The organism is Massilia phyllostachyos, from assembly GCF_021044825.1.
Lineage (GTDB): Bacteria > Pseudomonadota > Gammaproteobacteria > Burkholderiales > Burkholderiaceae_D > Telluria > Telluria phyllostachyos.
This window is the reverse complement of sequence record NZ_JAJNOC010000001.1, coordinates 1,058,885-1,082,414: the sequence shown is the minus strand read 5'-3', so window position 1 is coordinate 1,082,414 and position 23,530 is coordinate 1,058,885. Positions and strand designations below refer to the sequence as shown.

Below are 23,530 nucleotides of genomic sequence, written 5' to 3'. Positions count from 1 at the left end.
ACCTACGCCGCCGCTTTCGGCGGCGGTGGCGGCGCCTTGCCCGGGAAATTCACCACGGTGCCGTCGAACTGGTAATCCTTCGCCTCGTGCAGCTCCCATCCACCCTCGCCCGTCAGGCGCAGCACGTGGGTATGGAAGCGCAGCACGGCCGGACGGTGGGCGATGCTGACCAGGGTCGCGCCGCGGGCGCGCAGCAGCGCGTACAGCGCCGCCTCGTTGCTGCTGTCGAGCGCGCTGGTCGCTTCATCCAGGAACACGATGCGCGGCGCATGCACCAGCACGCGTCCGAAGGCCAGGCGCTGCTGCTCGCCGACCGACAGCAACTTGTCCCAGTCCTGGGCCGCATCCAGGCCGCCGGCGCGCTCGGCCAGGCGCGGCAGCTGCACCTGCTCGAGGATGCGCAGCAGCTCCGCGTCGCTCAACGGAGACGCGCTGCTCGGGTAGATCAGCTGGCTGCGCAGGGTGCCCGGCTGCAGGTAAGGCCGCTGGGGCAGGAAGAAGCAGTCTTCCTTGGGCGGATGGTGGATGGTGCCGCTGCCCCGGCACCACAGCCCGGCGATCGCGCGCAGCAGCGAACTCTTGCCGCAGCCGCTCTCGCCGGTGATCAGTAAAGCGTCGCCCGGCGTCAAGGCCAGGTTCAGCCCCTCCACCAGCACCCGGTTCGAGCCCGGCGGATGCAGGGTGAGCGCATCCAGCGCCAGCTGCCCGCCCGGCTTCATCGCGATGCGCGGCTCGTTCGCCGCATCCTCCTGGCGCGCATCCGGCAGCACCAGCCGCGACAGCGCATGCAGGCGGCCGATGCCGGCCACGAAACGGCTCAGGCTCTCGAAATTGTCGACGATGACGCCGACCGCCGACAGCACCGCGGTGAACGCCCCGGCGGCCTGCACCGCGCGCCCCACTTCGAGCTCGCCCGACAGCACGCCGCGCGCCAGGATCACGAAGGGCAGCACCAGGGTCAGCTGGCTGAAGGTGCGCTGGAACAGGTTCAGCGAACGCTGGCGCTTGATCAGGCCCGCGTAGTTGCGGAACACCTTGCCGAAGGCGCCGTCGATGTGGGCGCGCTCCTGCGCCTCGCCGCGATAGAAGGCGATCGATTCGGCGTTCTCGCGCAGGCGCATCAGGCTGAAGCGGAAATCGGCTTCGCGCCGCAGCTGCCAGAAATTCAGGTGGATCAGCGGGCTGCCGAACACCCACAGGGCGACCACGGTGCCGACCAGCGCATAGGTCACCAGCACGCCGACCAGCAGCTGCGAGATCGACCACAGCACGGCGCTGAAGGCGACCAGTTGCATCAGCGAGCCGAGGAAGATCAGGAGGAAGTGGATCGACCGGCCGGTGAAGGTGTTGATGTCTTCGCTGATGCGCTGGTCGGGGTTGTCGATTTCCTTGTCGGCGCCGAGCGCATAGTACTTGCGCTGTTCCAGGTAGCCGTCGAGGAAGCGCCCGGTGAGCCAGCGCCGCCACTGGTTCGCGAACAGGTCGCGCATGTAGTAATAGAAGGCGTAGGCCGGCACCGCGAAGGCGAGGATGAACAGGCAGGCGCGCACCGAGGTCCAGAAGCGGTCGCCGTCCTTGCCGGCCAGCGCCGAGGTCATCTCGCCGGCCTGGTCGTTGAGCATGACGGCCAGCTTGGTCTCGACCAGCATCAGGACGACCAGCAAGAGCATCAGGCTCCAGGCCCTGCCCTTCTGGTCGCCCAGCCAATAGGGCTTCGCCACGCTGAGGAACTGTTTCCAGGCGGCGAGCGACAGGGACGCTGCCCGGGGAGGTCTTGCTGGCGCCGCCGCTGCCTCGGACTGCGAAGCGGCGGTGGTCGCGGATGGTGGCGTGCTCATGGCGGTGACTGCGGTGTGAATACGCCTCCAGAATACGGCTGGGCACGTTGGCGTTCCGTGCGAAAACGGACATAGCGCGGGCCGTACCGGGTCAAGCCCGGCACGCCTATTTCAGGACGACCCGGGCAACAACCGGATGGTGATCCGATGGGTAGCGTCCCTCGACGGAGTCGCTCAGCACGCCGTACTTGAGCACGTCCAGGTGGCGGTCGACGAAGATGTAGTCGATCCGCTCGCGCATGGGCGCATCCAGGCGGAAGCCGTTGTAGGTGCCGGCCGGGCCGTAGGGCGGCGTCTTGCTCGCCTTGGCGGCGTCGCGCATCGCCGTCGACATCGACCGGATCTGCACCGTCTCCGGCGTCGAATTGAAGTCGCCCACGCAGATCGCCGGTTCGCCGCGGCTGATCTCGGCGATCTTGCGCAGCATGAGCTCGGCCGAGGCGCGGCGCGCCGCTTCGCCTTCGTGGTCGAAGTGCACGGAGAAGACGTAGAAGGCGCGCCCATTCGTGCGGTCGCGCAGGCGCGCCCACGAGGCCAGGCGGTGGCAGCACTTCGCGTCCCAGCCGAAGGAAGGCCGGTCGGGCGTCTCGCTGAGCCAGAAGTCGCCCTTGTCCAGCAGCGTGAAGCGGCTCTTGCGGAAGAAGATCGCGGAGTGCTCGCCGGCGCGCTTGCCGTCGTCGCGGCCGATGCCGACGTGGCCGAATTCTTCCATCCGCGCCAGGTCGTCGATCTGGTCCGCCAGGCCTTCCTGGGTGCCGACGATGTCGAACTCGTGGTAGCGGATCAGCGCCTTGACGGCGTCCCTCCGGGCCGGCCAGGCATTCGGGCCGTCACCAGGATTGTTGTAGCGCAGGTTGTAGGTGGCGATGTTGAAGGCGGCGGGTTGGGACGCGGCCGACGCGGCAGGCGCCCAGCTCAGGGCGATCAGGATGGCGCAGGCGCAGATGCGCGCGAAGAACGAGAAACGGGTGTGCATGTGGATGGGCTCCGAAACGACAACCGGCAGAGTTAATCACATTCCGGAGCCCATGTTGCGGAAATGCCGGCGGGAGCGGGCGGTTTTAGGCGCCCGCGCTAAAACCATCCCTGCACTTGCGGCCTGGCGGCCGGCCGCCTGTGCTGTTCATTGCCTCGTTTTCCACAGCGCACGCAACACCAGTGCGGTGACCGCGAAATACACCGCGATATCGAGCATCAAACCACTCACGAAAAATTTGTCTTCAAAAAAGGAAAGTCGTCCCTCGACCGATATTCCGGTTTTGTCGTACAAATATGCAAATGGAAAGCCACCCTTCAACGCAGGCTTGTAGCAGAAGTCATTTCCGGATGGGCCGCACAGATTGCCGGCAACAACCAGTTCCGGACCAAGACGCTCTATCCATACCGACAGGAGTGCCAGCGCAATTGCCAGGATGAGGGCAAGGACCAGAAAGCTAGGTTTGAACAAGCGCCGCTTCATGCTGATCGATGGCTCCTGAAGGCAAAGTTAGCGAGCGAAGGCAGGTCTCGTGTATGAATGTCAGATCCGAGACCTGTCTTTTTCGGCAACAGCAGCGAAGATCAGCGCACCGTCCTCTGCCGCATCTTCTCGCTGGCTTCGTCCATCAGAAATGGCCTGTTCGCCAAATTGCGCCGCATGTTTTCGCCGCGATCGATCAAGGCGAAATTGGTAACGCAGCCGCTATCGCGGACACAGGCCAGGTCGATGACGGCATCCTTCCAGTTCCACGAGGTGGACGTGATCGATCCATTCTGGCCGGTCCCGCGCGCCGGTCCGCCAAAGCGCACGCTGAGCGCATGCCTGATTTTTTCGAACTCGTCCGGCTGCGACGAATGCACACCGACGGAAATCAGCTTGCCGTCGTAGCCGACTGCCACATGGTAGACGCCAGAAGCGGACCACTGCCCACCGTCGGCCGACGCGCTGACCTTCAGGGTCCCGACCGTCCTGTCCTCCAGGTCTCTCGGTGGCTTGACCCAGCACAAGGCCGCCGCCTCGACGCCGGCTTCCTGTTCCGCGCAGGGAAGGATAGGCATGGCCATTTTTTTACCGAGCGGCATGCCCAGCTCCGGCATGGGCTCGGCGGCTTGTGCGGCGCCGATCGTGCAGACCAGCAGAATTGCAAGACGAGAGATGTTGTTCATGTTGTTTTCTCTGAAAGTGTTGACGGCACGAGGGAGGTTGATGCCGTTACGAAACTATTATATTGAGCACGCCTTGTTGAACTCTCACCAATTATTGCCACCCTACTTCAAGCATACACCTCGGCCGTCGCGAACGGCGTGCCCTGCCCGTCGCGGGCCGACAGGATCGGCGGCCCGGCCAGCGGCCAGGCGATCGCCAGCTGCGGGTCGTCCCAGGCGATGCAGCGCTCGTGCTCGGGGTGATAGTAATCGGTCGACTTGTAGACGAATTCCGCGCTCTCCGACAAGGCCAGGAAGCCGTGCGCGAAGCCGGGCGGGATCCACATCTGCTGGCGGTTTTCGGCGCTCAATGTGTGCCCGACCCACTGGCCGAAGGTCGGCGAACCGCGGCGCAGGTCGACCGCCACGTCGTAGACGCTGCCGGCGATCACGCGCACCAGCTTGCCCTGCGGGTGCTGGATCTGGTAGTGCAGGCCGCGCAGCACGCCCGCGCCCGAGCGCGAATGGCTGTCCTGCACGAATTCGACCGGCCAGCCGAGCGCCTGGGCGAAGCGGCGCGCGTTGAAGCTCTCGTAGAAGAAGCCGCGCTCGTCGCCGAAGACTTCCGGCTCGATCAGCAGCACGTCGGGAATGGTTTGCGGAATGACGTTCATCGCTTCACGCCCCGTTCGCTCAGCACGCGCAGCAGGTACTGGCCGTAGCCGTTGCCGCGCATCGGTTCGGCCAGCGCGGCCAGTTCCGCGGCGCTGATCCAGCCCATGCGGAAGGCGATCTCCTCGGGGCAGGCCACCTTCAGGCCCTGGCGCCGCTCGAGGGTGGCGATGAACTGGCCGGCCTCCAGCAGCGATTCGTGGGTGCCGGTGTCGAGCCAGGCGTAGCCGCGGCGCAGGATCTCGACCTGCAGACGCTGCTCCCGCATGTAGTGGCGGTTGATGTCGGTGATCTCGAGTTCGCCGCGCGCCGACGGCTTGAGCGTGCGCGCGATCTCGACCGCCTCGCCGTCATAGAAATACAGTCCGGTCACCGCGTAGTTGGAACGCGGCTGGCGCGGCTTTTCTTCCAGGCCGACGATGCGCCCGTCCTCGTCGAAGTCGACCACGCCGTAGCGTTCCGGATCCTGCACGTGGTAGGCGAAGATGGTGGCGTCGTTGCGCGCGCTGGCACGGCCCAGCAGCTGGAACAGGTCGTGGCCGTAGAAGATATTGTCGCCCAGGACCAGCGCCGACGGGCTGCCGTCCAGGAAGTCTTCGGCGATCAGGTAGGCCTGGGCGATGCCGTCCGGCGACGCCTGCACCGCGTAGGAGATGGCCAGGCCGAAGCGCGCGCCGTCGCCCAGCAGCTGCGCGAAGCGCGGCGTGTCCTGGGGCGTGGAAATGACGAGGATGTCGCGGATCCCGGCCAGCATCAGGGTGCTGAGGGCGTAGTAGATCAGCGGCTTGTCGAACACCGGCATCAGCTGCTTGGAGACGGCCAGCGTGGCCGGGTACAGGCGGGTGCCGCTGCCCCCGGCGAGGATGATGCCCTTGCGTTTCATGAAGTCGGGTTCCTGTTCTCGGCCGCCAGCGCGGCGACGAATCGGTTGAGGTGATGGCGCCAGTCGGGCGGGGCCAGGCCGAAGGCGGCGCGGAACCTGGCGCTGTCGAGGGTTCCGTTGGCGGGGCGCACGGCTTGTGCCGGCCAGTCCCTGGTGGCGATGGGCAGGATGGCCTCGGGCTGCGCGCGCAGGACGAAGCCGCGGGAAACAGCCTCGGCCACGACGTGGCGCGCCAGCGCGTGCCAGCTGGTGCGTCCGGCGGCAGCCAGGTGGTAGGTGCCGGACAAGGCATCCGCCTGTGCGCCCAGGCCCGCGATGTGGTGCAGCGCCAGCACGGTGGCGTCGGCCAGCAGGTCGGCGCCGGTCGGCGCGCCGAACTGGTCGGCCACCACCCGCAATTGCTCGCGTTCGCGCGCCAGGCGCAGGATGGTGCGCGGGAAATTGGCGCCGCGCCCGAACACCCAGCCGGTGCGCAGGATCAGGTGGCGCGCGCCGGCGGCGCGGATGCCCGCCTCGCCCGCCGCCTTGCCGCGGCCGTAGACGGACAAGGGGCTGACTGGATCGTCCTCCCGGTAAGCGCCCTCCTTGCGGCCATCGAAGACGTAGTCGGTCGAGTAGTGCACCAGCCAGCTCCCCAGCCGCGCGGCTTCCTCGGCCAGCACCGCGGGGCCGGCGGCGTTGACCGCGTAGGCCGCCGCTTCCTCGGTTTCGGCGCGGTCGACGGCGGTCCAGGCGGCCGCGTTGACGATCACGTCCGGTCGAACGGCGCGCACGCGTTCGCGCAGCCGGCGCGCATCGCCCAGGTCGGCGTCCTGGCGCCCCAGCGCATGGAGTTCGCCCAGTAGCGCCAGCGCGCGCTGCAGTTCCCAGCCGACCTGGCCGTCCTTGCCGAACAGGAGGATCTTCATGGCTGCCCGTACTGGCGCGCGATCCAGTCGCGGTAAGCGCCGCTGGTCACGCCCTCGACCCAGTCGCCGTGTTCCAGGTACCAGGCGACGGTCTTGCGGATGCCGGTGGCGAAGGTTTCGCGCGGGCGCCAGCCGAGTTCCCGTTCCAGCCTGGACGCGTCGATCGCATAGCGGCGGTCGTGGCCGGGGCGGTCCGTCACGAAGGCGATCTGGGCGGCATAGGGGGCGCCGTCGGTGCGCGGGCGCAGTTCGTCGAGGATGGCGCACAGCAGCAGCACGACGTCGATGTTGGCCATTTCCTGGTCGCCGCCGACGTTGTAGGTCGCGCCCGGCGCGCCCCGGTCCAGCACGCGGCGCAGCGCGGCGCAGTGGTCCGCGACGTAGAGCCAGTCGCGCACCTGGCGGCCGTCGCCGTAGACCGGCAGCGGCTCGCCGCGCAGCGCCTTGTGGATCACCAAGGGGATCAGTTTTTCGGGGAACTGGTAGGGGCCGTAGTTGTTGGAGCAGTTCGTGGTGAGCACCGGCAGGCCGTAGGTGTGATGCCAGGCGCGCACCAGGTGGTCGGCCGCCGCCTTGCTGGCCGCGTAGGGGCTGTTCGGCTGGTAGCGGTGGGTTTCCGCAAAGGCCGGCGCCTCGGGCGCGAGCGAGCCGTAGACCTCGTCGGTGGACACGTGCAGGAAGCGGAAGGCCGCGCGCGCCGCGCGGTCCAGGCCGGACCAGTAGGCGCGCACCGCTTCCAGCAGAGCGAAGGTCGCCATCACATTGGTTTCGACGAATGCCGCGGGGCTGTCGATCGAGCGGTCGACGTGGGTTTCGGCGGCGAAGTTCAGCACCGCGCGGACCCGGTGTTCGCGCAGCAGCCGCGTCACCAGGCCCGTGTCGCCGATGTCGCCATGGACGAAGGTGTGGCGCGCGTCGTCCAGGCCGGCCAGGCTGGCGAGGTTGCCGGCGTAGCTCAGCTTGTCGAGGTTGAGGACCGGCTCTTCGCCCAGCGACAGCCAGTCGCGCACGAAGTTCGCGCCGATGAAGCCGGCGCCGCCGGTAACGAGGATGGTCATACGGTCTCGGGTTGGTGGATATCGGGCCTGCGCCCCCAACCCGGATTATCGCTCAGAGACCGCGCTGGATGAAGGAGGAGTTGGACGGCTCGAGCGCGATGTCGGCCAGTGGGACGGTGCGCACGGTGCGGCGGCGGCGCGCCCACCAGGCCGAGACCACGAAGGAATACACGGAGAGGTAGAGCAGGAAGCTGGCCAGCACGCCCTGCATCAGGGCTTCGGGCATATTCGCGTAGCGCACCGCCAGCAGCGCCGGCACGGCCGCCACCGCCCACGAGAACGGCGAGACGCAGGCGTTGCGCAGCGGCGCCGGCAGCGCGCGGAAGTAGCGCGCCGCGATCGCGGTCTTGACCAGGCTGTGCAGGTGCCAGCTGTCCGGGTGGCCCGGATGGCGGCGGCACCAGAGCCGGCGCACGATGGTGAACACGGTCTCGAAGATCGGATAGCCGCAGGCCAGCAGCGGGGCCCAGGGCGAGACGTCCGGGTTGCGGTAGACCAGCAAAATCGACAGCCAGGACAGCAGGAAACCGAGCAGGTAGGCGCCGCCGTCGCCGAGGAACAGCTTACCGAACGGGAAATTGATGACGAAGAAGCCGGCGGTGACGGCGCAGACCACGAAGCACAGCTCGGCCAGGGTGGCGTCGCCGGCGTCCTGGGCGATCAGGCCGAGCGCGGCCATGCCGATCAGGACGGTACCGCTGGCCAGGCCGTTGAAACCGTCGATGATGTTGACGGCATTCGCCACGCCGCCCACCGCGAAGGCGGTGAACAGCACCGAGAACGGCAGCCAGGCGAGCAGCAGGTCGAGCGAGGCGACGCCGCTGTGCAGCAGGCTGACGCCGGTCAGGGCCCAGCAGCAGACGCCGCTGCCCATGGTCGCGAGCAGGCGCGCGCGCACCGAAACGTTACGGGTGAGATCTTCCGCCAGACCGAAGACGAAGGCCGGCATGGCTGCCACCAGCACCGGCAGCAGCAGGTCCTGCTGCTCGCCCGGCATCGCGCCGAGGGCCAGCCACAGGCCGAGCATGATGGCGGCGCCGCCGATGCGCGGGGTCGGCGTGATGTGGAATTTTTGCACGCCCTGGGTCGCGTCGAGCGAGTAGCGCCCGTGCCAGCGCGTCGTCAGGACGAGCAGCAGCGAACAGGCGAGCGACACGGCAAACCCAAGCTCGAGGCCGGCAAATGGCAGATTAATAATACTCATAGAACCACTTTGTTAACTCGTCAATTCTATCGCATTTCTTTTTAACCAACGTTGAATCGTGTTACAGGGCGTAACACATCCGGCCGCAAGTCACTGATTGTCAAAGAACAATGAGGCGATTCTGGAACCTTAAGAATTCGCAATCAACCTCCCAGAAACTTCTCCTAATATTCTCGACAATTTATTACACTTTTCTTACGGCAAGTTTTCACTAACAAATTGCCGTTCCCGGAGGCCCCCGCATGGCCCTGCTACGCGCCCTTCGCGCCATCCTGTTCCTGCTGCTGCCGGCTTTCCTGCCGGCGTATGTATATGCACAGTCTACGGCCGAGTTGGCCGAACTGCGCGCACGCGAGGCCGAAGCCGAGGCGCGCCAGGCGATCGCCGAAGCGGAACGGGCCGAACTGATGGCGCGCCTGCCGCCGGCCCAGTCGAAGGCGCTGGGCGGGTCGACCGACACCCGCCAGTTCGGCGCCGCCGGCCTGGTGCGCGCCGTCGACCTGGCGCGCGCGCTGGCGACGGAGGTCTGCGCGCATCTGCCGGCGGGGCGCGCCGCCATCCTCCACGACCCGGCGGCGAGCCAGGGCATGGTGGCGGCGCGCACGGTCGACAGCGCCCTCGCCCGCCTGTCCGGCGACATGGCCGACAAGAACAAGGAGCTGCAGCGCTACCTCGACCTGCGGCGCCCGCCCGGCACCGGCATCGCCGCCCTGCCCCTGGGCGTGCTGGCGGCGGTGCCGGCCACCTTGCGCGCCGGCGCCGACATCGCCGCCCTGCTGCGCAGCGACGTCAGCGCCTCCGGCAGCAGCTTCGGCGAAGGCACGCGCGCCCTGTTCGCCAGCGCCCTGGCCCAGGCCTGTCCGCGGCAGCTCGCCGGCCTGGGCGCCGGTTATCTGGGCGAACTCGACTGGGCGCGCTACGACAAGCTGCTCGGCCGCGTGGCCTCCCTGGCCGGCCACCGCGCCGCCTACGCCCAGCGCATCGCCGAACTGCAAGCCCTGCTGGACGGCGCCAAGGGCGACCAGAAACGGGACATGGCGGCCGTCAACCAGGCGGCGCTGGCGCAATTGAAGGTGGTCGATGCCTTCATCGATTCGCTCAAGGCCGGCGAAGCCAGCGAGAAAAGCCCGCTGTTCAATGCCGCGCGCTACCTCGGCTACAGCGAACGCACGGCGGGCGCGCTGGTGCTGGACGCCGAGCTGCTCCTGGAAGGCCTGTCGATCGTGAAGCAGCACCTGTTCGGCAGCCAGCAGCTGCGCCTCTCCGGCGTGGCGATCCTGTGGTACCGGCTGCACGAGCCGGACGGGCGCCTGCTGCGCGCCGAGGTGCTGCGCCGGGTCAGTGCGCCGGTCGAGGTCGACCTGCGCGGGGCCAGGGCGGCGGACGATTTCTGGTCCGGGAAATAAACGGTCAGCGTTCCAGGCGTTTGACGCTCTGCTCGATCGCCCCGAAGATCGACTTGCCCTTCTCGTCCAGCATCTCGATGCGGATCGTGTCGCCGAAGCGCATGAAGGGCGTGCTGGCCTGGCCGTCGGCGATCATCTCCAGGCAGCGCTGCTCGGCGATGCAGGAATATCCCTTCGACGCATCCTTGTTCGACACCGTGCCCGAGCCGACGATGCTGCCGGCCCGCACATTGCGGCTCTTGGCCAGGTGCGCCACCAGCTGCGGGAAGTTGAACACCATGTCGGTGCCCGCATGCGGCTGGCCCACCAGGTGGCCGTTCCACGTCGAGCGCAGCGGCAGGTGGACCTTGCCGTCGCGCCAGGCCTCGCCCAGCTCGTCCGGCGTCACCGCCACCGGGGCGAAACTGGTCGCCGGTTTCGACTGCAGGAAGCCGAAGCCCTTGGCCAGCTCGTCGGGGATCAGGTTGCGCAGCGAGACGTCGTTGGCCAGCATGAGGAGGCGGATCCCGCCGTAGGCTTCGTCGGGCGTCGCCCCCATCGGCACGTCGCCCGTGACGACCGCCACCTCGGCTTCGAAATCGATGCCCCACTCCTCGTGCGCCAGCACGATATCGTCCTGCGGCCCCAGGAAATCGTCGCTGCCGCCCTGGTACATCAGCGGATCTTCCCAGAACGAGGCCGGCATCTCGGCCTTGCGCGCCTTGCGCACCAGCTCGACGTGGTTGACGTAGGCGGAACCGTCGGCCCACTGGTAGGCGCGCGGCAGCGGCGCCATGCAGCGCGCCGGGTCGAAATCGAAGGGACGGCGCGCGCGGCCTTCGTTCAGCAGCAGCGACAGCTCGGCCAGCTGGGGCGCGATGAAGCCCCAGTCGTCGAGCGCGGCCTGCAGGGTCGGCGCGATGCCGTCGGCGACGTGGGCGGTCTTCAGGTCGCGCGCGACGACCAGCAATTGGCCGTCACGGGCGCCGTCGTTGAGCGTGGCGAGTTTCATGAAATAGCGGCTAGAGTTGGCAAACCGCTATTGTAGAGTGGTCAGTACTGGACGACCACGCCGGCGCCGATGGTGCGCTGGAAGTAGTTGTAGTCGATCAGGCTCTGGCCATAGCCCGAGAACCAGTGCACATAGCCCTTGAGCGGCCCGGCCAGCGGGAAGGCCCAGCCCAGCTGGGTTGCGCTCTTGCTCGTGTGGAAGTTATGGCGCAGCAGGGCCGAGAACTCGTGGCCATCGATGCGGTAGGTGCCGGCCAGTTCGCCGCGGCCCATGTAGTTCACGATGTCGGGGTTGTTGTCGTCTTCCAGCGACTCGTTGACGCGCTTCCACACCTTGGCCGTCATGGCGAAGCGGCCGCGCTCCAGGCCGACCTGGGCATAGAACCGGTTCCAGCTGCGCGACAGGGTCGAGGACTGGCCGTTCGACTGGTGGGTGAAGCCCAGGTTCAGGAATTTGAGGTTGGCGCCCAGCACGCTGAAGTTCAGCGGCGTCACCAGCATGACTTCAGGCTGGTAATTGGTTTCGCGGAAAGGGCTGGAGGCTTCGCGGTTGCCGGCCTGCCAGAAGCTGTTCTGGGTGTAGCCGAACCAGACGTCGACCGGCAGCTCGAAGGCGGTCTCGACCGCCTTCATCTTGAAGCCGAGCTGGAACTGCAGTTCGGCGTGCGACAGGTCGCCGGTAAAATCGGAGGCGCGGAAGGGTTCGTAGGGCGCCTGGTTCGGGCGATAGCTGCGCGCCGCGATCAGGTAGTTCGGATTGTGCGGGCGGAACACGAAGATGCCGCGGCGGTGCTTGTCGTCGAGCTCCCAATGGGCGGCCATCGTGTATTCGCTCGCGGCCTCGACCAGCGGGTCGATCGAGGCGGCCGGGTCCGGCTGCGGCTTGGCCGGGAAGGCGGTCGGCTGCTGGCCCGGGGTCATGGTCGCGACCGCCGGCGCGGCTGCCGGCGCGATCGCCGGTGCAGCCGGGGTGGCGCCGCTGGCGGCGGCCATGCGGTCGAAGCAGGCGAGGCGCAGGGTGGTGTCGGTGAGCTGGGCGCACTCGCCCAGTTGCTGGGTCAGTTGCGGTGCTTGCTGGGCGAAGGCTGGACAGGCGAACAGGAGCGGCAGCAGGGCTGCGGGGATCTTCTTCAGGTGCATGGGCTAGTCTGCGAAAACGGCTGAGGGCCGCCGGAACATGGCGGATAGTCAACACAGTGTCGCGGAAAAGCGTAAAAGGTGTCGCACGCAATGCCGTACGGCATTGTTGGGGCCGCCCATGGGCCCCGCATTCACATCACGGCACCAACAGCGCCAGCTGTTCCGGCTCGAGGAAACACCACTCCCCCTCTTCCAGCCCGAGCGATTCCAGGGTCAAGCCACCGATCTGCGAGCGATGCAGCGCGCTGCAATGGTTGCCCGCCGCCGCCAGCATGCGCTTGACCTGGTGGTACTTGCCCTGCTCCAGCACGATCTCGAGCTGGTGCTCGCCGCGCTGCACGCAGGACAGCGCCTTCAGGGGCGCCGGTTCGTCGTGCAGCTGCACTCCGGCCAGCAATTCGTCGACCAGCGCCTGGGTCACCGGCTCGGCGGTCGTGGCCTGGTAGACCTTCGGCACGTGGCGCTTGGGCGAGGACTGGGCGTGGATGAAGGGGCCGTCGTCCGACATCAGCAGCAGGCCCGTGGTGTCGTGGTCGAGACGGCCGACCGGCTGCACGTCGCGCCACTCGAACTGTTCCGGCAGCAGGGTCAGTACGCCGGGGTGGTGGCTGGGCTTGCGCGAGCATTCGTAGTCGGCCGGCTTGTACAGGGCGAGGTAGACGTGTTCGCGGTAGCGCCAGTCCTCGTCGAAGACGGTCAGGACCAGGTTGCCGGTGTCGAAGGTGGCCTTGTAGTTGTCCACCACGGCGCCGTTGACGGCGACGTCGCCGTCCTCGATCAGGGCGCGGCAGTATTTGCGGGTGCCGAATCCCTGCGATTGCAGGATGCGGTCAAGGGAAAGTTTGCTCATGGGGCGCCACTGTAACAGAAGCGGCATCGAAGAGGCAGGCTGGTCCAGCCGCCTCACCCCATCCGACCTGACACGGGAACGTTTCCACTCCTTTGGCTGAATGCGCTCATACATTTGACGAAAGTCAAGCTTCGGAAATTTCCTATTGATAGACTTCAACGCGTTAGGAATCCGCCTAACGCCGCGAGGAAGTTCTTTACAGCAGAGTAATCCTCGCCTCCAACAATAGGACACCACCGTGCATACCGAAGCGCAACCGACCGAAGGACTGTTTCCGCTCCCGGCTACCCCCGCCGAGCGCCGCCAGATGGCCAGCATCCACGCCGCCCTGTTCCCGACCAGCCTGGCGCTCGCGCGCTGGCAGCATGGCGGCCACCTGCCCCACCTGCATGGCGGTGAGCCCGCCCTGCGCGCAGCCTGGTTCGCCACCGCGCGGCGCGACTTCCAGGCCTGGCTCGAACGCGGCGGCTTCAGCCAGTACGACGATGACCCTCCCTGCGCTGCCGGCTCGCCGCTCCTGGACGGCGACACCTGCCACGCCGACGCATGCTGAGACCGCTCCCAGGAAATGAAAACGACGGCCTGGGCCGTCGCTTCCACTTCCTGAGAAGGAACACTACTGTGAGGAATTGAATTCTCTCGAAGCTGCACCCGCGGTGCAGTGGGGGACGTCTTGCAGTCGGTCCGGTCACGGTGTGGCGCCGTGGAGAACTTTCCCGCTAGCCGCTACACACAATATAGAACATGCGCCGCGAGATGCAAGGAAAACATCATCGCACCTGCGGCATGGCGCCCCGGGCGACCGCCTTCACCGCGCTCTCGCCGACCGCCGCGCCGAATTTCTTCAGCACGCGCTCCGGCAAGCCTTCGTGGGCGGTGTAGTCGACGATGTCCTCGGCCTTGACGATGTCGCGCGCCACCGTGTCGACCGTGCCGAAGCCGTCGGCCAGGCCCATCTCGACCGCCCTGGCGCCGGTCCAGTACAGGCCCGAGAAGGTTTCCGGGGTTTCCTTCAGGCGCTTGCCGCGTCCGGCGCGCACCACCGCGATGAATTGCTGGTGGATTTCGTTGAGCATGGCCTGGGCGTGCTGCTTGTGCTTGTCGGACTGCGGGCTGAACGGGTCCAGGAAACCCTTGTTCTCGCCGGCCGTCAGCAGGCGCCGCTCGACGCCGAGTTTCTCCATGGTGCCGACGAAGCCGAAGCTGTCCATCAGCACGCCGACCGAGCCGACGATCGAGGCCTTGTTCACATAGATGCGGTCGGCCGCCGAGGCGATGTAGTAGCCGCCCGAGGCGCAGATCTCGTCGACCACCACATACAAAGGCTTGTCCGGATAGCCGCGCTTGAGGCGCTGGATCTCGTCGACGATGATGCCGGCCTGCACCGGGCTGCCACCGGGGCTGTCGATGCGCAGCACCACCGCGGCCGAGCCGGCGTCGGAAAAGGCCTTGTTCAGCGAGGGAATGACGGTGTCGGCCGCGCCGCTGCCTTCGGCTTCGATCTCGCCGTTGATTTCGATGAGGGCGGTATGGCGGCCCAGGTTCTCGTCGCCGCCCAGGCCGAAGGTCGAATCGTAATAGGTCAGCAACGCCAGGATCGCCACCAGCAGGAAGCCCAGCTTGAAGAAGATGCCCCAGCGGCGCGCGCGGCGCCGTTCCTGCACGGTGGCGAACACCAGTTTTTCGAGCGTGGCGCGCTCCCAGTTGCCGACTGTCGGGTCGGCGGCGAAGCGCTGCTCGCCACGGTCTTCGACGCGTTGTTCCACTGCAGGTTTACCCGGAAGATCGTGCGGAGTCTGGTCGCTCATACTCGCTTGTACTGTATTTAGTCGTTAAATTGCCGTATTGTCCGCCAACGCCCGGATCCGCCCTTCCGGCTGCCACCAGACGCCGCCATCGCGCTCGACCACCGGGATCGGGTGCAATCGTCCGCCACGGCAGGGGCCGCCTGCGCACTTGCCGGTATCCGGCGCGTAGACTGCGCCATGGGTCTGGCACATCAGGTACAGGCCGCCGGACTCGAAAAAGTCGCCCTGCTTCCAGTCGAGTTCGATCGGCACGTGTGCACAACGGTTCAGGTAGGCATATGGTTTACCGGCATACCGTACCACAAAGCCGGTGGCCGCCTGCCCGAAGGCAAGCACGGGGAAGCGCACGCCCTTGCCGCCATCGAGCAAGCTGGCCGCTTCGCACACGAACACGCCGTCTTCCACTGCCATTCCTACGCGTTCTCCAGCAGCCAGGCGTGCAGCTCGGGAATCGACCTGGCCGAAAACAGCGGGTGGCAAGCCTGCAACTGATGCACCGGATGCGCGCCGAACTCGACCGCGATGCCGGCGGCGCCGGCATTGGTCGCCATCATCAGGTCGTGGGTGGTGTCGCCGATCATGACGGTGCGCTTCAAGTCCTGGCCCAGCTCGCGGGTCAGTTCCTGCAGCATGGCCGGGTGCGGTTTCGAGAAGGTTTCGTCGGCGCAGCGGGTGGCGTCGAACGTGGACAGCAGGCCGGCCGCGTTCAGGGCGCGGTTCAGGCCCACCCGGCTCTTGCCGGTGGCCACGGCCAGGAAGTAGCCTTCGTTCGCAAGATCGCTCAACATGTCGCGAACACCCTTGAACAGCACCAGCTCGTGGTCCTTGGTCAGGAAGTGGTAGCGGTAGCGCTCGACCATGCGCGGGTACAGGGCGGGGTCGATATCGGGCATCACGGCCTGCATCGCTTCCGCCAGGCCGAGGCCGATCACGTGGGCGGCCGAAGCGTCGCTCGGCACCGGCAGGCCGAGGTCGCGCGCGGCCGACTGGATGCACTTGACGATCGTCGCCGTGCTGTCCATCAGCGTGCCGTCCCAATCGAAGACGATCAGGTCAAATTGCTTTCTTGTCATAGTTATCGTTATTTGTTCATGTAGGGTGGGCGATCCCTCGCCCACGCGTTCAAACCGAGTTGGAATAGCGGATGTGTCTATTCATGAGCCGGTTGAACGCGTGGGCGGAGGACCGCCCACCCTACCGAAAAGCATTCACATGGTAATTATGTGATCGGTTGCCCCAAGCTTACCAAGAATCGGTCGCACTCGGCCGGCAGCGGCGCGCGCAGGGTCAGCGGCTGGCCGGTGTCGGGGTGGGTGAAGGTGATCTGGTAGGCGTGCAGGAACATGCGCTTGAGCGCCCCGCGCGTTTCAGTTGCCTTCTGAAGCTGCTTGTTGAGCGCAAAATCGCCGTATTTCTCGTCACCGAGGATGGGGAAGCCGCTCGAGGCCAGGTGCACGCGGATCTGGTGCGTGCGGCCGGTCTTGAGCTCGGCTTCCAGCAGGGCGAAGTCGTGCCACTTGCGTTTCAGGTTGAACACCGTGTGCGCTTCCTGGCCGCCGGCCTGCACCACCACGCGGCGCTCGCCGTCCGGGGTCGTGAACTTATGTAAAGGGAGCTTGACATGCTGGCGTTTATTCGTCCAGTCGCCGACCACGGCGGTCAGGTAGCGCTTGTCGGTGACGCCGTCGCGCATCTGGTCGTGCAGGTTGGTCAGGGCCGAGCGCTTCTTGGCGATGAGCAGCAGCCCGGACGTTTCGCGGTCGAGCCGGTGCACCAGTTCCAGGAACTTGGCTTGCGGCCGCGCCGCGCGCAATTGCTCGATCACGCCGTAGGACACGCCCGAGCCGCCGTGCACGGCCACGCCGGCCGGCTTGTCGATCACCAGCAGGTGGGTGTCTTCGAAGACGACGGCGAACTCGGCGCCGGGCGCTTGCTGGCTGCTGCTTTTTTCGGCGATCCGGATCGGCGGCACCCGCACCACGTCGCCTTCGGCGAGACGGTACATCTGGTCGATGCGGCCCTTGTTGACCCGCACCTCGCCCGACCGCAAGATACGGTAAACATGGCTCTTGGGAACGCCTTTGCAGATGCGCAACAGGTAATTATCGATGCGCTGGCCGGCTTCTTCTTCGCCGATGATGAGGAACTGCGCCTGGAGTACTTGCTGCGATGAAGGGGGAACAACATCATTTTGCATCGTGGTTCGCATTGTCTTCCCAGAAATTCTCTCTAAGTCCTTCATTTTGAATATATAATCGACAGGCGGCGGTCAAACCTCTGCTGGTGTAAGAATTAAAACGATATTTTACACAGGGGCGCGCTCCATCGGCCCCGCCAACGTGCAAATTCGATGGAAAAAACGTGTACGCACATTCAGGCGCGAACCAGGGTTGCACCTGCAGTTGTTAATCGGGTTGCGCGCGTGAATGCAGGATTGGATTGTTTGGATTTACAAGGACAAGTGCCTGCAAGCCGGCGTTTTCAAAGGCTCGCAGGTTGATGGTGTCGATAACGCTTGTCGTTTTCGCCTGACCGACGAGGTCGTGAAAATTCCCTGTGGGAGTTTTCGTGGACTTCATGCAGCTCACCTGTTGGCTTGGAGTAAAGGCTGATCGCTACCGATCGCCTCGAAGTCCTGGTTGTTCGCTGGCGACGGTCTGGTACGTTGTTGCACACCGCCCCGCCGGGTCCTGTCGTGTTCACCCCAACGTGGTGGCAGGCAGAGCCCGGTCGCTGGTCGCGGCGTGCGTAGACAATGACGTTCGACTTCCATCTGCGCCCTGTGCGGCAGCGACGCTTTGCGTCGTCGTGCCCACGCGTGGGCATTCCCCCCTCCAACATTCCTCTTCCGCGTACATCCCCTGTACTTTCGCCGCGCCTGGCAAGCGCGGCATGAAACGGCCCACGGGCCGCGGAGTTTATAAAAATGAAACGTATGCTGTTCAACGCTACGCAGCAAGAGGAGCTGCGCGTAGCGATCGTCGACGGTCAAAAACTGATCGACATCGACATCGAGACCGCCGGTCGCGAGCAACGCAAGTCGAATATCTACAAGGGTGTCATCACCCGCATCGAACCCTCCCTCGAAGCCTGCTTCGTCTCCTACGGCGAAGACCGCCACGGATTCCTCCCCTTCAAAGAAGTTGCCCGGTCCTATTTCCGCGATGGCGTCGACGTGCGTAACTGCACCATCAAGGAAGCCCTCAAGGAAGGCCAGGAAATCATGGTCCAGGTCGAGAAGGAAGAGCGCGGCAACAAGGGCGCGGCGCTGACCTCCTTCATTTCGCTGGCCGGCCGTTATCTCGTCCTGATGCCGAACAACCCGCGCGGCGGCGGCGTGTCGCGCCGTGTCGAAGGCGAAGAGCGCCAGGAACTGCGCGAGACCATGGACAAGCTCGACCTGCCGCAAGGCATGTCGGTGATCGCCCGTACCGCCGGCATCGGCCGTACCGTCGAAGAGCTGCAGTGGGACCTGAACTACCTGATGCAGCTGTGGCGCGCGATCGAAGGCGCCGGCAAGTCGGCCGCCGGTCCCTTCCTGATCTACCAGGAATCGTCGCTCGTCATCCGCGCGATCCGCGACTACTTCCAGCCGGACATCGGCGAAGTCCTGATCGACACCGACGAGATCTTCGACCAGGCCCAGCAGTTCATGTCGCACGTGATGCCGGACATGGCGCACCGCGTGAAACGCTACAGCGACGACGTGCCGCTGTTCTCGCGTTTCCAGATCGAACACCAGATCGAGACCGCCTACGCGCGCACCGTGCCGCTGCCGTCGGGCGGCGCGATCGTGATCGACCACACCGAAGCCCTGGTCTCGATCGACGTCAACTCGGCGCGCGCCACCCGCGGCTCCGACATCGAAACGACCGCCTTCAACACCAACTGCGAAGCGGCCGACGAAGTGGCCCGCCAGCTGCGCCTGCGCGACCTGGGCGGCCTGATCGTGATCGACTTCATCGACATGGAAGTGGCCAAGAACCAGCGCGAGGTGGAAACCCGCCTGAAAGAAGCCCTGCACCATGACCGTGCGCGCGTCCAGATGGGCAAGATCTCGCGCTTCGGCCTGATGGAACTGTCGCGCCAGCGCCTGCGTCCGTCGCTGTCGGAAGGCTCCCACGTGACCTGCCCGCGCTGCTCGGGCACCGGCCACATCCGCGACACCGAATCCTCGGCCCTGCAAGTCCTGCGCATCATCCAGGAAGAGGCCATGAAAGAGAATTCGGCCGCGATCCACGTGCAGGTGCCGGTCGACGTCGCCGCCTTCCTGCTGAACGAAAAGCGCGGCGAAGTGCTCAAGATCGAGAACCGCCACCGCATCACCGTGATCCTGATCCCGAACAAGCATCTGGACACCCCGCACTACAAGCTCGAGCGCATCAAGCACGACGACCCGCGCCTGGAAGACGTCGCCGCCAGCTATACCATGGCGGAGTCGGCCGAGACCGACATGAGCTTCGCCAAGCGCCAGAAGGAAGAGCAGAAGCCGCGCCAGGAAGCCGTGGTCAAGACCATCACCCCGGCCCAGCCGGCGCCGATGGTGGACCGCAGCGAAACCGCGAAACCGGTCAAGGCCGCGGCGCCAAGCGCAGCCCCGGCCCCGGTCGCTCCGGCCCCGGCCGAGATCGGCTTCTTCGCCCGCATCCGCAACTTCTTCATGGGCACCCCGGTGGTCGCCCCTGCCCCGGTGGCGCCGGCCCCGGTCGTGACCGAGAAACCGGCTGTGCCGGGCGGCGATCGCGGCGAGCGCAACGGCCGTGGCGGCCAGCGCAACCGCAATGGCCGCGGCGGCAAGGGCGGGCGTGAGCGCGACGAGCGCGATGTCGGCGCCAAGTCGGAAGAGACGGTCAAGGCCGTCGAGACCAATGAAGGCAAGCCGGCCCGTCCGCCGCGCGAGCCGCGTCCGCCGCGTGAACCGCGCCAGCCGCGCGAAGCGCGCGAGCAGATCGAGGGCGCAGCGGCCGCACCGCGCGCCGAACGTGCCGAAGGCGAACGCAAGGAACGCGCACCGCGCCAGCCGCGTGAGCGTGGCGAGCGTACCGAGCGCACCCAGCAGGCGATCGAGGCCAAGCTGGACGAAGTGAAAGTCCAGGCTGTCACCGTGCCGGAAAACGAACTGGCCGCCACCACCCCGCACGGCGACGTGCTGGAGCATGCGGTGAAGGTCGCCGCTGCCGGCCCGAACGGCGAGGAACTCGACGCGGAAGGCGGCGACGAGCCGCGCCGCCGCCGCCGCCGCGGTGGCCGCAACCGCAACCGCCGCGACCGTGACGGCGCCGAGGGCATCGAATCGGCCGACGGCAATGACGGCGCACCGGCGTTTACCCCGGTCGCCGACGAGGAAGCCGCCAAGGTGGCCGCCGAAGCGAAAGCCGCGCCGAAGGCCAAGCGCCAGGCCGCATCGACCGAACCGGGTCCGTGGCCGTTCCCGACCGCCGCTTCGGTGGCTGCCAAGGCGAAGGCCGAGGCGGATGCCCAGGCTGCCGCTGCTGCTGTCGCCGCCGCCCCGGCGCCGGTTGCCGCGCCGGTTCCGGCGCCGGCGCTGGTCGTCAGCACCGATCCGGGTCCGTGGGTCTTCCCGACCGCGGCGTCGATGGCTGCCAAGGCGGCCGCCGCTGCACCGGCTCCGGTTGCCGAGGCTGCACCGGCTCCGGTTGCCGAGGCTGCACCGGCGCCTGCCGCCGCGGCTCCGGTCGTTGAAGCGCCGGCGCCGGCCGCTGCTCCTGCGCCTGCTCCGGCTCCTGCGCCTGCTTCGGCTCCGGCCCCCGCCCCTGCAGCGGCGCCGGTCGACATGAGCGCCGTGCTGGCCGACGCCGGCCTGCAGCTGGCCTCGACCGACCCGGAAAAACTGCGCGCCGCGCAGGAAGCCGCCGCCCAGGCCAGCACCGCACCCCGTTTGGGCCGTGCCCGCAAGCCGGTGCAGGCGCCGGTGGACGAGCCGCTGGTGCAGGTGGAGTCGCGTCAGTAAATCTGTTCTTTATTGAGCGGTGAAAAAGGGAAGCTTCTGCTTCCCTTTTTTTGTTCTTGTAGTGGCTGTTCTAGCAAAATTGGCCGGAAGTCGTAGGCCCCAATGGGGCGTACGACGGTTTTTAGGTAAGTGGCTAATAGCTGATGCTGTTTTGCTCACCTAACCTAAGAACCGTCATCCCGGCGCAGGCCGGGATCCAATTTCCCCACCGAAGCCGCACAACCAACAAAGCCGACACATTGCCGGGTTACGATACCGCATGCCCCCAACCGTCACCCTCCGCACCGCCCTGCTCTACTGGCTCAAACTCGGCTTCATCAGCTTCGGCGGCCCCGCCGGCCAGATCGCCCTGATGCACGCCGACCTGGTCGAGCGGCGCCGCTGGATTTCGGAAGGCCGCTTCCTGCACGCCCTGAACTACTGCATGCTGCTGCCCGGCCCCGAAGCGACCCAGCTCGCCGTCTACATCGGCTGGCTGCTGCACCGGACCTGGGGCGGGATCCTGGCCGGCCTGCTGTTCATCCTGCCCTCGCTGCTGCTCCTGATCGGCCTGTCCTGGATCTACCTGACCTGGGGCCACCTGCCGGTGGTGGCCGGCATCCTGGCCGGGATCAAGCCGGCGGTGGTGGCGATCGTGGTCGCGGCGGCCTGGCGCATCGGCAGGCGCGCGCTCAGGAATGCGCTGCTGTGCGCGGTCGCGGCGCTGGCCTTCCTGGCCATCGTGCTCGGCCTGCCGTTTCCGCTGATCGTGCTCGGCGCCGCCCTGATCGGCATGGCCGGCGGCAGGCTGGCGCCGCACCGTTTCCAGCCCGGCGGCGCCGCGCCGGGCGAGCGCCGGGATTATGGCCCCGCCCTGATCGACGACGACACGCCCACGCCCGGCCACGCCCGTTTCACGCTGCGCGGCCTGTTCACCGCCGGCGCCATCGGCATCGGCCTCGCGCTCGCCATCTGGCTCCTGTTGGCCGCCGTCTACGGCGTCGACGGCACGCTGGCGCGCATGGGCTGGTTCTTCACCAAGGCCGCCTTGATGACCTTCGGCGGCGCCTACGCCGTGCTGCCCTATGTCGTGCAGGGCGCGGTCGAGCACTACGGCTGGCTCAGCGCGCCCCAGATGATCGACGGCCTGGCGCTGGGCGAGACCACGCCGGGTCCGCTCATCATGATCGTCGCCTTCGTCGGCTTCGTCGGCGGCTGGACGCACGCCCTGTTCGGCCCCGCCGCCCTGCCGCTGGCCGGCGTCGCCGGGGCGCTGGTGGCGGCGCTGTTCACCTTCCTGCCTTCCTTCGTGTTCATCCTGGCCGGCGGGCCGCTGGTCGAATCCGGGCGCGGCAATGTGCGCCTGACCGCCCCCTTGACCGCGATCTCGGCGGCGGTGGTCGGCGTGATCGCCAGCCTGGCGCTGTTCTTCGGCCAGCACGTGTTCTTTGCCGGCGGCCAGCTCCAGCCGGGCGCGCTCGCCATCGGTGCGGCGGCCGCCGTCGCCCTGCTGCGCTTCCGGGTCGGGCCGATCCGCCTGATCGGAGCCTGTGCGCTGGCGGGGCTCGTGCTATCGTACTGGCATGCTTGAGAAAATCATTCCAATCAATGACCTGCGCTCGCCGACGATGGCGGTGCCGGCGGTGCTCGAAGCGCCGAACGGACGGCTGGCCGACGCCCTCGGCCGGCCGCTGCACGACCTGCGCATCTCGGTCACCGACCGCTGCAACTTCCGCTGTGTGTATTGCATGCCGAAGGAAGTGTTCGACAAGGACTACGCCTACCTGCCGCACGGCGAGCTGCTCTCGTTCGAGGAGATCACCCGGGTGGCGCGCATCTTCATCGCCCACGGTGTCGAAAAGATCCGCCTGACCGGCGGCGAGCCGCTGCTGCGCAAGAACCTGGAGCGCCTGGTCGGCATGCTGCGCAGCCTCGGCACCCCGAGCGGGCGGCCGCTCGACATCACCCTGACCACCAACGGCTCGCTGCTGGCGCGCAAGGCCGCTGCTTTACGGGACGCGGGCCTGGACCGCGTCACGGTCTCGCTCGACGCGCTGGACGATGGCGTGTTCCGGCGCATGAACGACGTCGACTTCGCGGTAGCCGACGTGCTGCACGGGCTGGACGCGGCGCATGCGGCCGGCCTCGGCCCGATCAAGGTCAATATGGTGGTCAAGCGCGGCACCAACGAGGACCAGGTCCTGCCGATGGCGCGCCACTTCAAGGGCTCGCCCTTCATCCTGCGCTTCATCGAGTACATGGACGTGGGCGCCTCGAATGGCTGGAACATGGACGAGGTCATTCCCTCGGCCGAACTGGTGCGCCGCATCTCGGAACAGCTGCCGCTCGTCCCCGTCGACGCCAACTACATCGGCGAAACCGCCGCGCGCTGGCGCTACCTCGACGGCGGCGGCGAGGTCGGCTTCATTTCCAGCGTCACCCAGGCCTTCTGCCACGACTGCTCGCGCCTGCGCCTGTCCACCGAGGGCAAGCTCTATACCTGCCTGTTCGCGACCCGCGGCCACGACCTGCGCGCCCTGCTGCGCGCCGGCCGCACGGATGCGGAGCTCTCGGGCGCGGTGGCCCAGCTGTGGCGCGGCCGTACCGACCGCTATTCGGAGACCCGCACAGTCGAATCCTCAGGCCCGGTGCGCGGCGCGAAGAAAGTCGAAATGTCGTACATCGGCGGGTAGAACATC

The 23,530-nt window shown here is 66.8% G+C and carries 22 protein-coding genes; 5 read left to right on the top strand and 17 right to left on the bottom strand.

The window, feature by feature from the left end:
* Positions 1 to 2: 2 nt before the first annotated feature.
* From LQ564_RS04685 to LQ564_RS04645, 9 genes are all read right to left on the bottom strand, one after another.
* Positions 3 to 1,838 carry an ABC transporter ATP-binding protein/permease gene (locus LQ564_RS04685; RefSeq protein ID WP_231056906.1) on the bottom strand — a complete coding sequence of 612 codons (1,836 nt, stop codon included), beginning with the start codon at positions 1,836 to 1,838 and terminating at the stop codon, positions 3 to 5.
* 106 nt (positions 1,839 to 1,944) lie between these two features.
* Positions 1,945 to 2,814 carry an endonuclease/exonuclease/phosphatase family protein gene (locus tag LQ564_RS04680; protein WP_231056905.1) on the bottom strand — a complete coding sequence of 290 codons (870 nt, stop codon included), beginning with the start codon at positions 2,812 to 2,814 and terminating at the stop codon, positions 1,945 to 1,947.
* A 147-nt stretch (positions 2,815 to 2,961) separates the two neighbouring features.
* Complete coding sequence (locus LQ564_RS04675) at positions 2,962 to 3,297, bottom strand: hypothetical protein (RefSeq protein WP_231056904.1); 336 nt, start codon at positions 3,295 to 3,297, stop codon at positions 2,962 to 2,964.
* Between the two features lie 101 nt (positions 3,298 to 3,398).
* Positions 3,399 to 3,983 (bottom strand): hypothetical protein, encoded by a 585-nt coding sequence (locus LQ564_RS04670; RefSeq protein WP_231056903.1) that lies wholly within the window; start codon positions 3,981 to 3,983, stop codon positions 3,399 to 3,401.
* A 107-nt stretch (positions 3,984 to 4,090) separates the two neighbouring features.
* The gene (gene rfbC, locus LQ564_RS04665) at positions 4,091 to 4,636 is read right to left on the bottom strand and encodes a dTDP-4-dehydrorhamnose 3,5-epimerase (protein ID WP_231056902.1); all 546 of its coding nucleotides are present in this window, start codon (positions 4,634 to 4,636) and stop codon (positions 4,091 to 4,093) included.
* Entirely contained in the window at positions 4,633 to 5,517 is an 885-nt protein-coding gene (gene rfbA / locus LQ564_RS04660) for a glucose-1-phosphate thymidylyltransferase RfbA (RefSeq protein WP_231056901.1), read from the bottom strand. Before rfbA ends, rfbC begins: the two co-directional genes overlap by 4 nt.
* Complete coding sequence (gene rfbD, locus LQ564_RS04655) at positions 5,514 to 6,425, bottom strand: dTDP-4-dehydrorhamnose reductase (RefSeq protein ID WP_231056900.1); 912 nt, start codon at positions 6,423 to 6,425, stop codon at positions 5,514 to 5,516. Before rfbD ends, rfbA begins: the two co-directional genes overlap by 4 nt.
* Positions 6,422 to 7,483, bottom strand: coding sequence for a dTDP-glucose 4,6-dehydratase (gene rfbB / locus LQ564_RS04650; RefSeq protein ID WP_231056899.1), 1,062 nt, complete (start codon positions 7,481 to 7,483; stop codon positions 6,422 to 6,424). Before rfbB ends, rfbD begins: the two co-directional genes overlap by 4 nt.
* Positions 7,484 to 7,535: 52 nt before the next feature.
* Positions 7,536 to 8,687 (bottom strand): MraY family glycosyltransferase, encoded by a 1,152-nt coding sequence (locus LQ564_RS04645; protein WP_231056898.1) that lies wholly within the window; start codon positions 8,685 to 8,687, stop codon positions 7,536 to 7,538.
* Positions 8,688 to 8,929: 242 nt separating this feature from the next.
* Here LQ564_RS04645 and LQ564_RS04640 point away from each other — a divergent pair, with 242 nt between their 5' ends.
* Positions 8,930 to 10,093: a hypothetical protein gene (locus LQ564_RS04640; protein WP_231056897.1), complete on the top strand. Its 1,164-nt coding sequence runs from the start codon at positions 8,930 to 8,932 to the stop codon at positions 10,091 to 10,093.
* 4 nt (positions 10,094 to 10,097) lie between these two features.
* On the opposite strand, the gene LQ564_RS04635 is transcribed toward LQ564_RS04640, so the two are convergent.
* The 3 genes from LQ564_RS04635 to LQ564_RS04625 all read right to left on the bottom strand — a co-directional run bounded on the left by LQ564_RS04635 (position 10,098) and on the right by LQ564_RS04625 (position 13,073).
* Complete coding sequence (locus LQ564_RS04635; protein ID WP_231056896.1) at positions 10,098 to 11,084, bottom strand: fumarylacetoacetate hydrolase family protein; 987 nt, start codon at positions 11,082 to 11,084, stop codon at positions 10,098 to 10,100.
* Positions 11,085 to 11,125: 41 nt separating this feature from the next.
* On the bottom strand, positions 11,126 to 12,223 hold the full coding sequence (locus tag LQ564_RS04630; RefSeq protein ID WP_231056895.1) for a phospholipase A: 1,098 nt from the start codon (positions 12,221 to 12,223) through the stop codon (positions 11,126 to 11,128).
* A gap of 136 nt (positions 12,224 to 12,359) precedes the next feature.
* On the bottom strand, positions 12,360 to 13,073 hold the full coding sequence (locus tag LQ564_RS04625) for a pseudouridine synthase (RefSeq protein ID WP_231056894.1): 714 nt from the start codon (positions 13,071 to 13,073) through the stop codon (positions 12,360 to 12,362).
* A gap of 238 nt (positions 13,074 to 13,311) precedes the next feature.
* Between LQ564_RS04625 and LQ564_RS04620 the strand changes: the two genes are divergently transcribed.
* A complete protein-coding gene (locus LQ564_RS04620) occupies positions 13,312 to 13,626 on the top strand; it encodes a hypothetical protein (RefSeq protein ID WP_231056893.1) in 315 nt (104 codons plus the stop codon).
* Between the two features lie 217 nt (positions 13,627 to 13,843).
* Here LQ564_RS04620 and LQ564_RS04615 read toward each other — a convergent pair whose 3' ends face one another.
* From LQ564_RS04615 to LQ564_RS04595, 5 genes are all read right to left on the bottom strand, one after another.
* Complete coding sequence (locus tag LQ564_RS04615; protein WP_231056892.1) at positions 13,844 to 14,881, bottom strand: S49 family peptidase; 1,038 nt, start codon at positions 14,879 to 14,881, stop codon at positions 13,844 to 13,846.
* Between the two features lie 24 nt (positions 14,882 to 14,905).
* Entirely contained in the window at positions 14,906 to 15,292 is a 387-nt protein-coding gene (locus LQ564_RS04610; RefSeq protein WP_231056891.1) for a Rieske (2Fe-2S) protein, read from the bottom strand.
* A gap of 2 nt (positions 15,293 to 15,294) precedes the next feature.
* A complete protein-coding gene (locus tag LQ564_RS04605) occupies positions 15,295 to 15,954 on the bottom strand; it encodes an HAD-IIIA family hydrolase (RefSeq protein WP_231056890.1) in 660 nt (219 codons plus the stop codon).
* A 146-nt stretch (positions 15,955 to 16,100) separates the two neighbouring features.
* Positions 16,101 to 17,078: an RluA family pseudouridine synthase gene (locus LQ564_RS04600; RefSeq protein WP_231056889.1), complete on the bottom strand. Its 978-nt coding sequence runs from the start codon at positions 17,076 to 17,078 to the stop codon at positions 16,101 to 16,103.
* A gap of 208 nt (positions 17,079 to 17,286) precedes the next feature.
* The gene (locus tag LQ564_RS04595; protein WP_231056888.1) at positions 17,287 to 17,460 is read right to left on the bottom strand and encodes a hypothetical protein; all 174 of its coding nucleotides are present in this window, start codon (positions 17,458 to 17,460) and stop codon (positions 17,287 to 17,289) included.
* A gap of 347 nt (positions 17,461 to 17,807) precedes the next feature.
* Between LQ564_RS04595 and LQ564_RS04590 the strand changes: the two genes are divergently transcribed.
* The 3 genes from LQ564_RS04590 (at position 17,808) to moaA (ending at position 23,524) form a co-directional block, all read left to right on the top strand.
* On the top strand, positions 17,808 to 20,852 hold the full coding sequence (locus tag LQ564_RS04590; RefSeq protein ID WP_231056887.1) for an Rne/Rng family ribonuclease: 3,045 nt from the start codon (positions 17,808 to 17,810) through the stop codon (positions 20,850 to 20,852).
* A gap of 259 nt (positions 20,853 to 21,111) precedes the next feature.
* Complete coding sequence (chrA, locus tag LQ564_RS04585) at positions 21,112 to 22,422, top strand: chromate efflux transporter (RefSeq protein WP_231056886.1); 1,311 nt, start codon at positions 21,112 to 21,114, stop codon at positions 22,420 to 22,422.
* Complete coding sequence (moaA, locus tag LQ564_RS04580) at positions 22,415 to 23,524, top strand: GTP 3',8-cyclase MoaA (protein WP_272492078.1); 1,110 nt, start codon at positions 22,415 to 22,417, stop codon at positions 23,522 to 23,524. The genes chrA and moaA overlap by 8 nt, the downstream gene beginning before the upstream one ends.
* Positions 23,525 to 23,530: the final 6 nt, after the last annotated feature.

Bases quoted from the DNA above. Each gene is read 5' to 3' on its own strand.
- LQ564_RS04685 (WP_231056906.1), bottom strand. From the start codon at position 1,838: ATGAGCACGCCACCATCCGCGACCACCGCCGCTTCGCAGTCCGAGGCA.
- LQ564_RS04680 (WP_231056905.1), bottom strand. From the start codon at position 2,814: ATGCACACCCGTTTCTCGTTCTTCGCGCGCATCTGCGCCTGCGCCATC.
- LQ564_RS04675 (WP_231056904.1), bottom strand. From the start codon at position 3,297: ATGAAGCGGCGCTTGTTCAAACCTAGCTTTCTGGTCCTTGCCCTCATC.
- LQ564_RS04670 (WP_231056903.1), bottom strand. From the start codon at position 3,983: ATGAACAACATCTCTCGTCTTGCAATTCTGCTGGTCTGCACGATCGGC.
- rfbC (WP_231056902.1), bottom strand. From the start codon at position 4,636: ATGAACGTCATTCCGCAAACCATTCCCGACGTGCTGCTGATCGAGCCG.
- rfbA (WP_231056901.1), bottom strand. From the start codon at position 5,517: ATGAAACGCAAGGGCATCATCCTCGCCGGGGGCAGCGGCACCCGCCTG.
- rfbD (WP_231056900.1), bottom strand. From the start codon at position 6,425: ATGAAGATCCTCCTGTTCGGCAAGGACGGCCAGGTCGGCTGGGAACTG.
- rfbB (WP_231056899.1), bottom strand. From the start codon at position 7,483: ATGACCATCCTCGTTACCGGCGGCGCCGGCTTCATCGGCGCGAACTTC.
- LQ564_RS04645 (WP_231056898.1), bottom strand. From the start codon at position 8,687: ATGAGTATTATTAATCTGCCATTTGCCGGCCTCGAGCTTGGGTTTGCC.
- LQ564_RS04640 (WP_231056897.1), top strand. From the start codon at position 8,930: ATGGCCCTGCTACGCGCCCTTCGCGCCATCCTGTTCCTGCTGCTGCCG.
- LQ564_RS04635 (WP_231056896.1), bottom strand. From the start codon at position 11,084: ATGAAACTCGCCACGCTCAACGACGGCGCCCGTGACGGCCAATTGCTG.
- LQ564_RS04630 (WP_231056895.1), bottom strand. From the start codon at position 12,223: ATGCACCTGAAGAAGATCCCCGCAGCCCTGCTGCCGCTCCTGTTCGCC.
- LQ564_RS04625 (WP_231056894.1), bottom strand. From the start codon at position 13,073: ATGAGCAAACTTTCCCTTGACCGCATCCTGCAATCGCAGGGATTCGGC.
- LQ564_RS04615 (WP_231056892.1), bottom strand. From the start codon at position 14,881: ATGAGCGACCAGACTCCGCACGATCTTCCGGGTAAACCTGCAGTGGAA.
- LQ564_RS04610 (WP_231056891.1), bottom strand. From the start codon at position 15,292: ATGGCAGTGGAAGACGGCGTGTTCGTGTGCGAAGCGGCCAGCTTGCTC.
- LQ564_RS04605 (WP_231056890.1), bottom strand. From the start codon at position 15,954: ATGACAAGAAAGCAATTTGACCTGATCGTCTTCGATTGGGACGGCACG.
- LQ564_RS04600 (WP_231056889.1), bottom strand. From the start codon at position 17,078: ATGCAAAATGATGTTGTTCCCCCTTCATCGCAGCAAGTACTCCAGGCG.
- LQ564_RS04595 (WP_231056888.1), bottom strand. From the start codon at position 17,460: ATGAAGTCCACGAAAACTCCCACAGGGAATTTTCACGACCTCGTCGGT.
- LQ564_RS04590 (WP_231056887.1), top strand. From the start codon at position 17,808: ATGAAACGTATGCTGTTCAACGCTACGCAGCAAGAGGAGCTGCGCGTA.
- chrA (WP_231056886.1), top strand. From the start codon at position 21,112: ATGCCCCCAACCGTCACCCTCCGCACCGCCCTGCTCTACTGGCTCAAA.
- moaA (WP_272492078.1), top strand. From the start codon at position 22,415: ATGCTTGAGAAAATCATTCCAATCAATGACCTGCGCTCGCCGACGATG.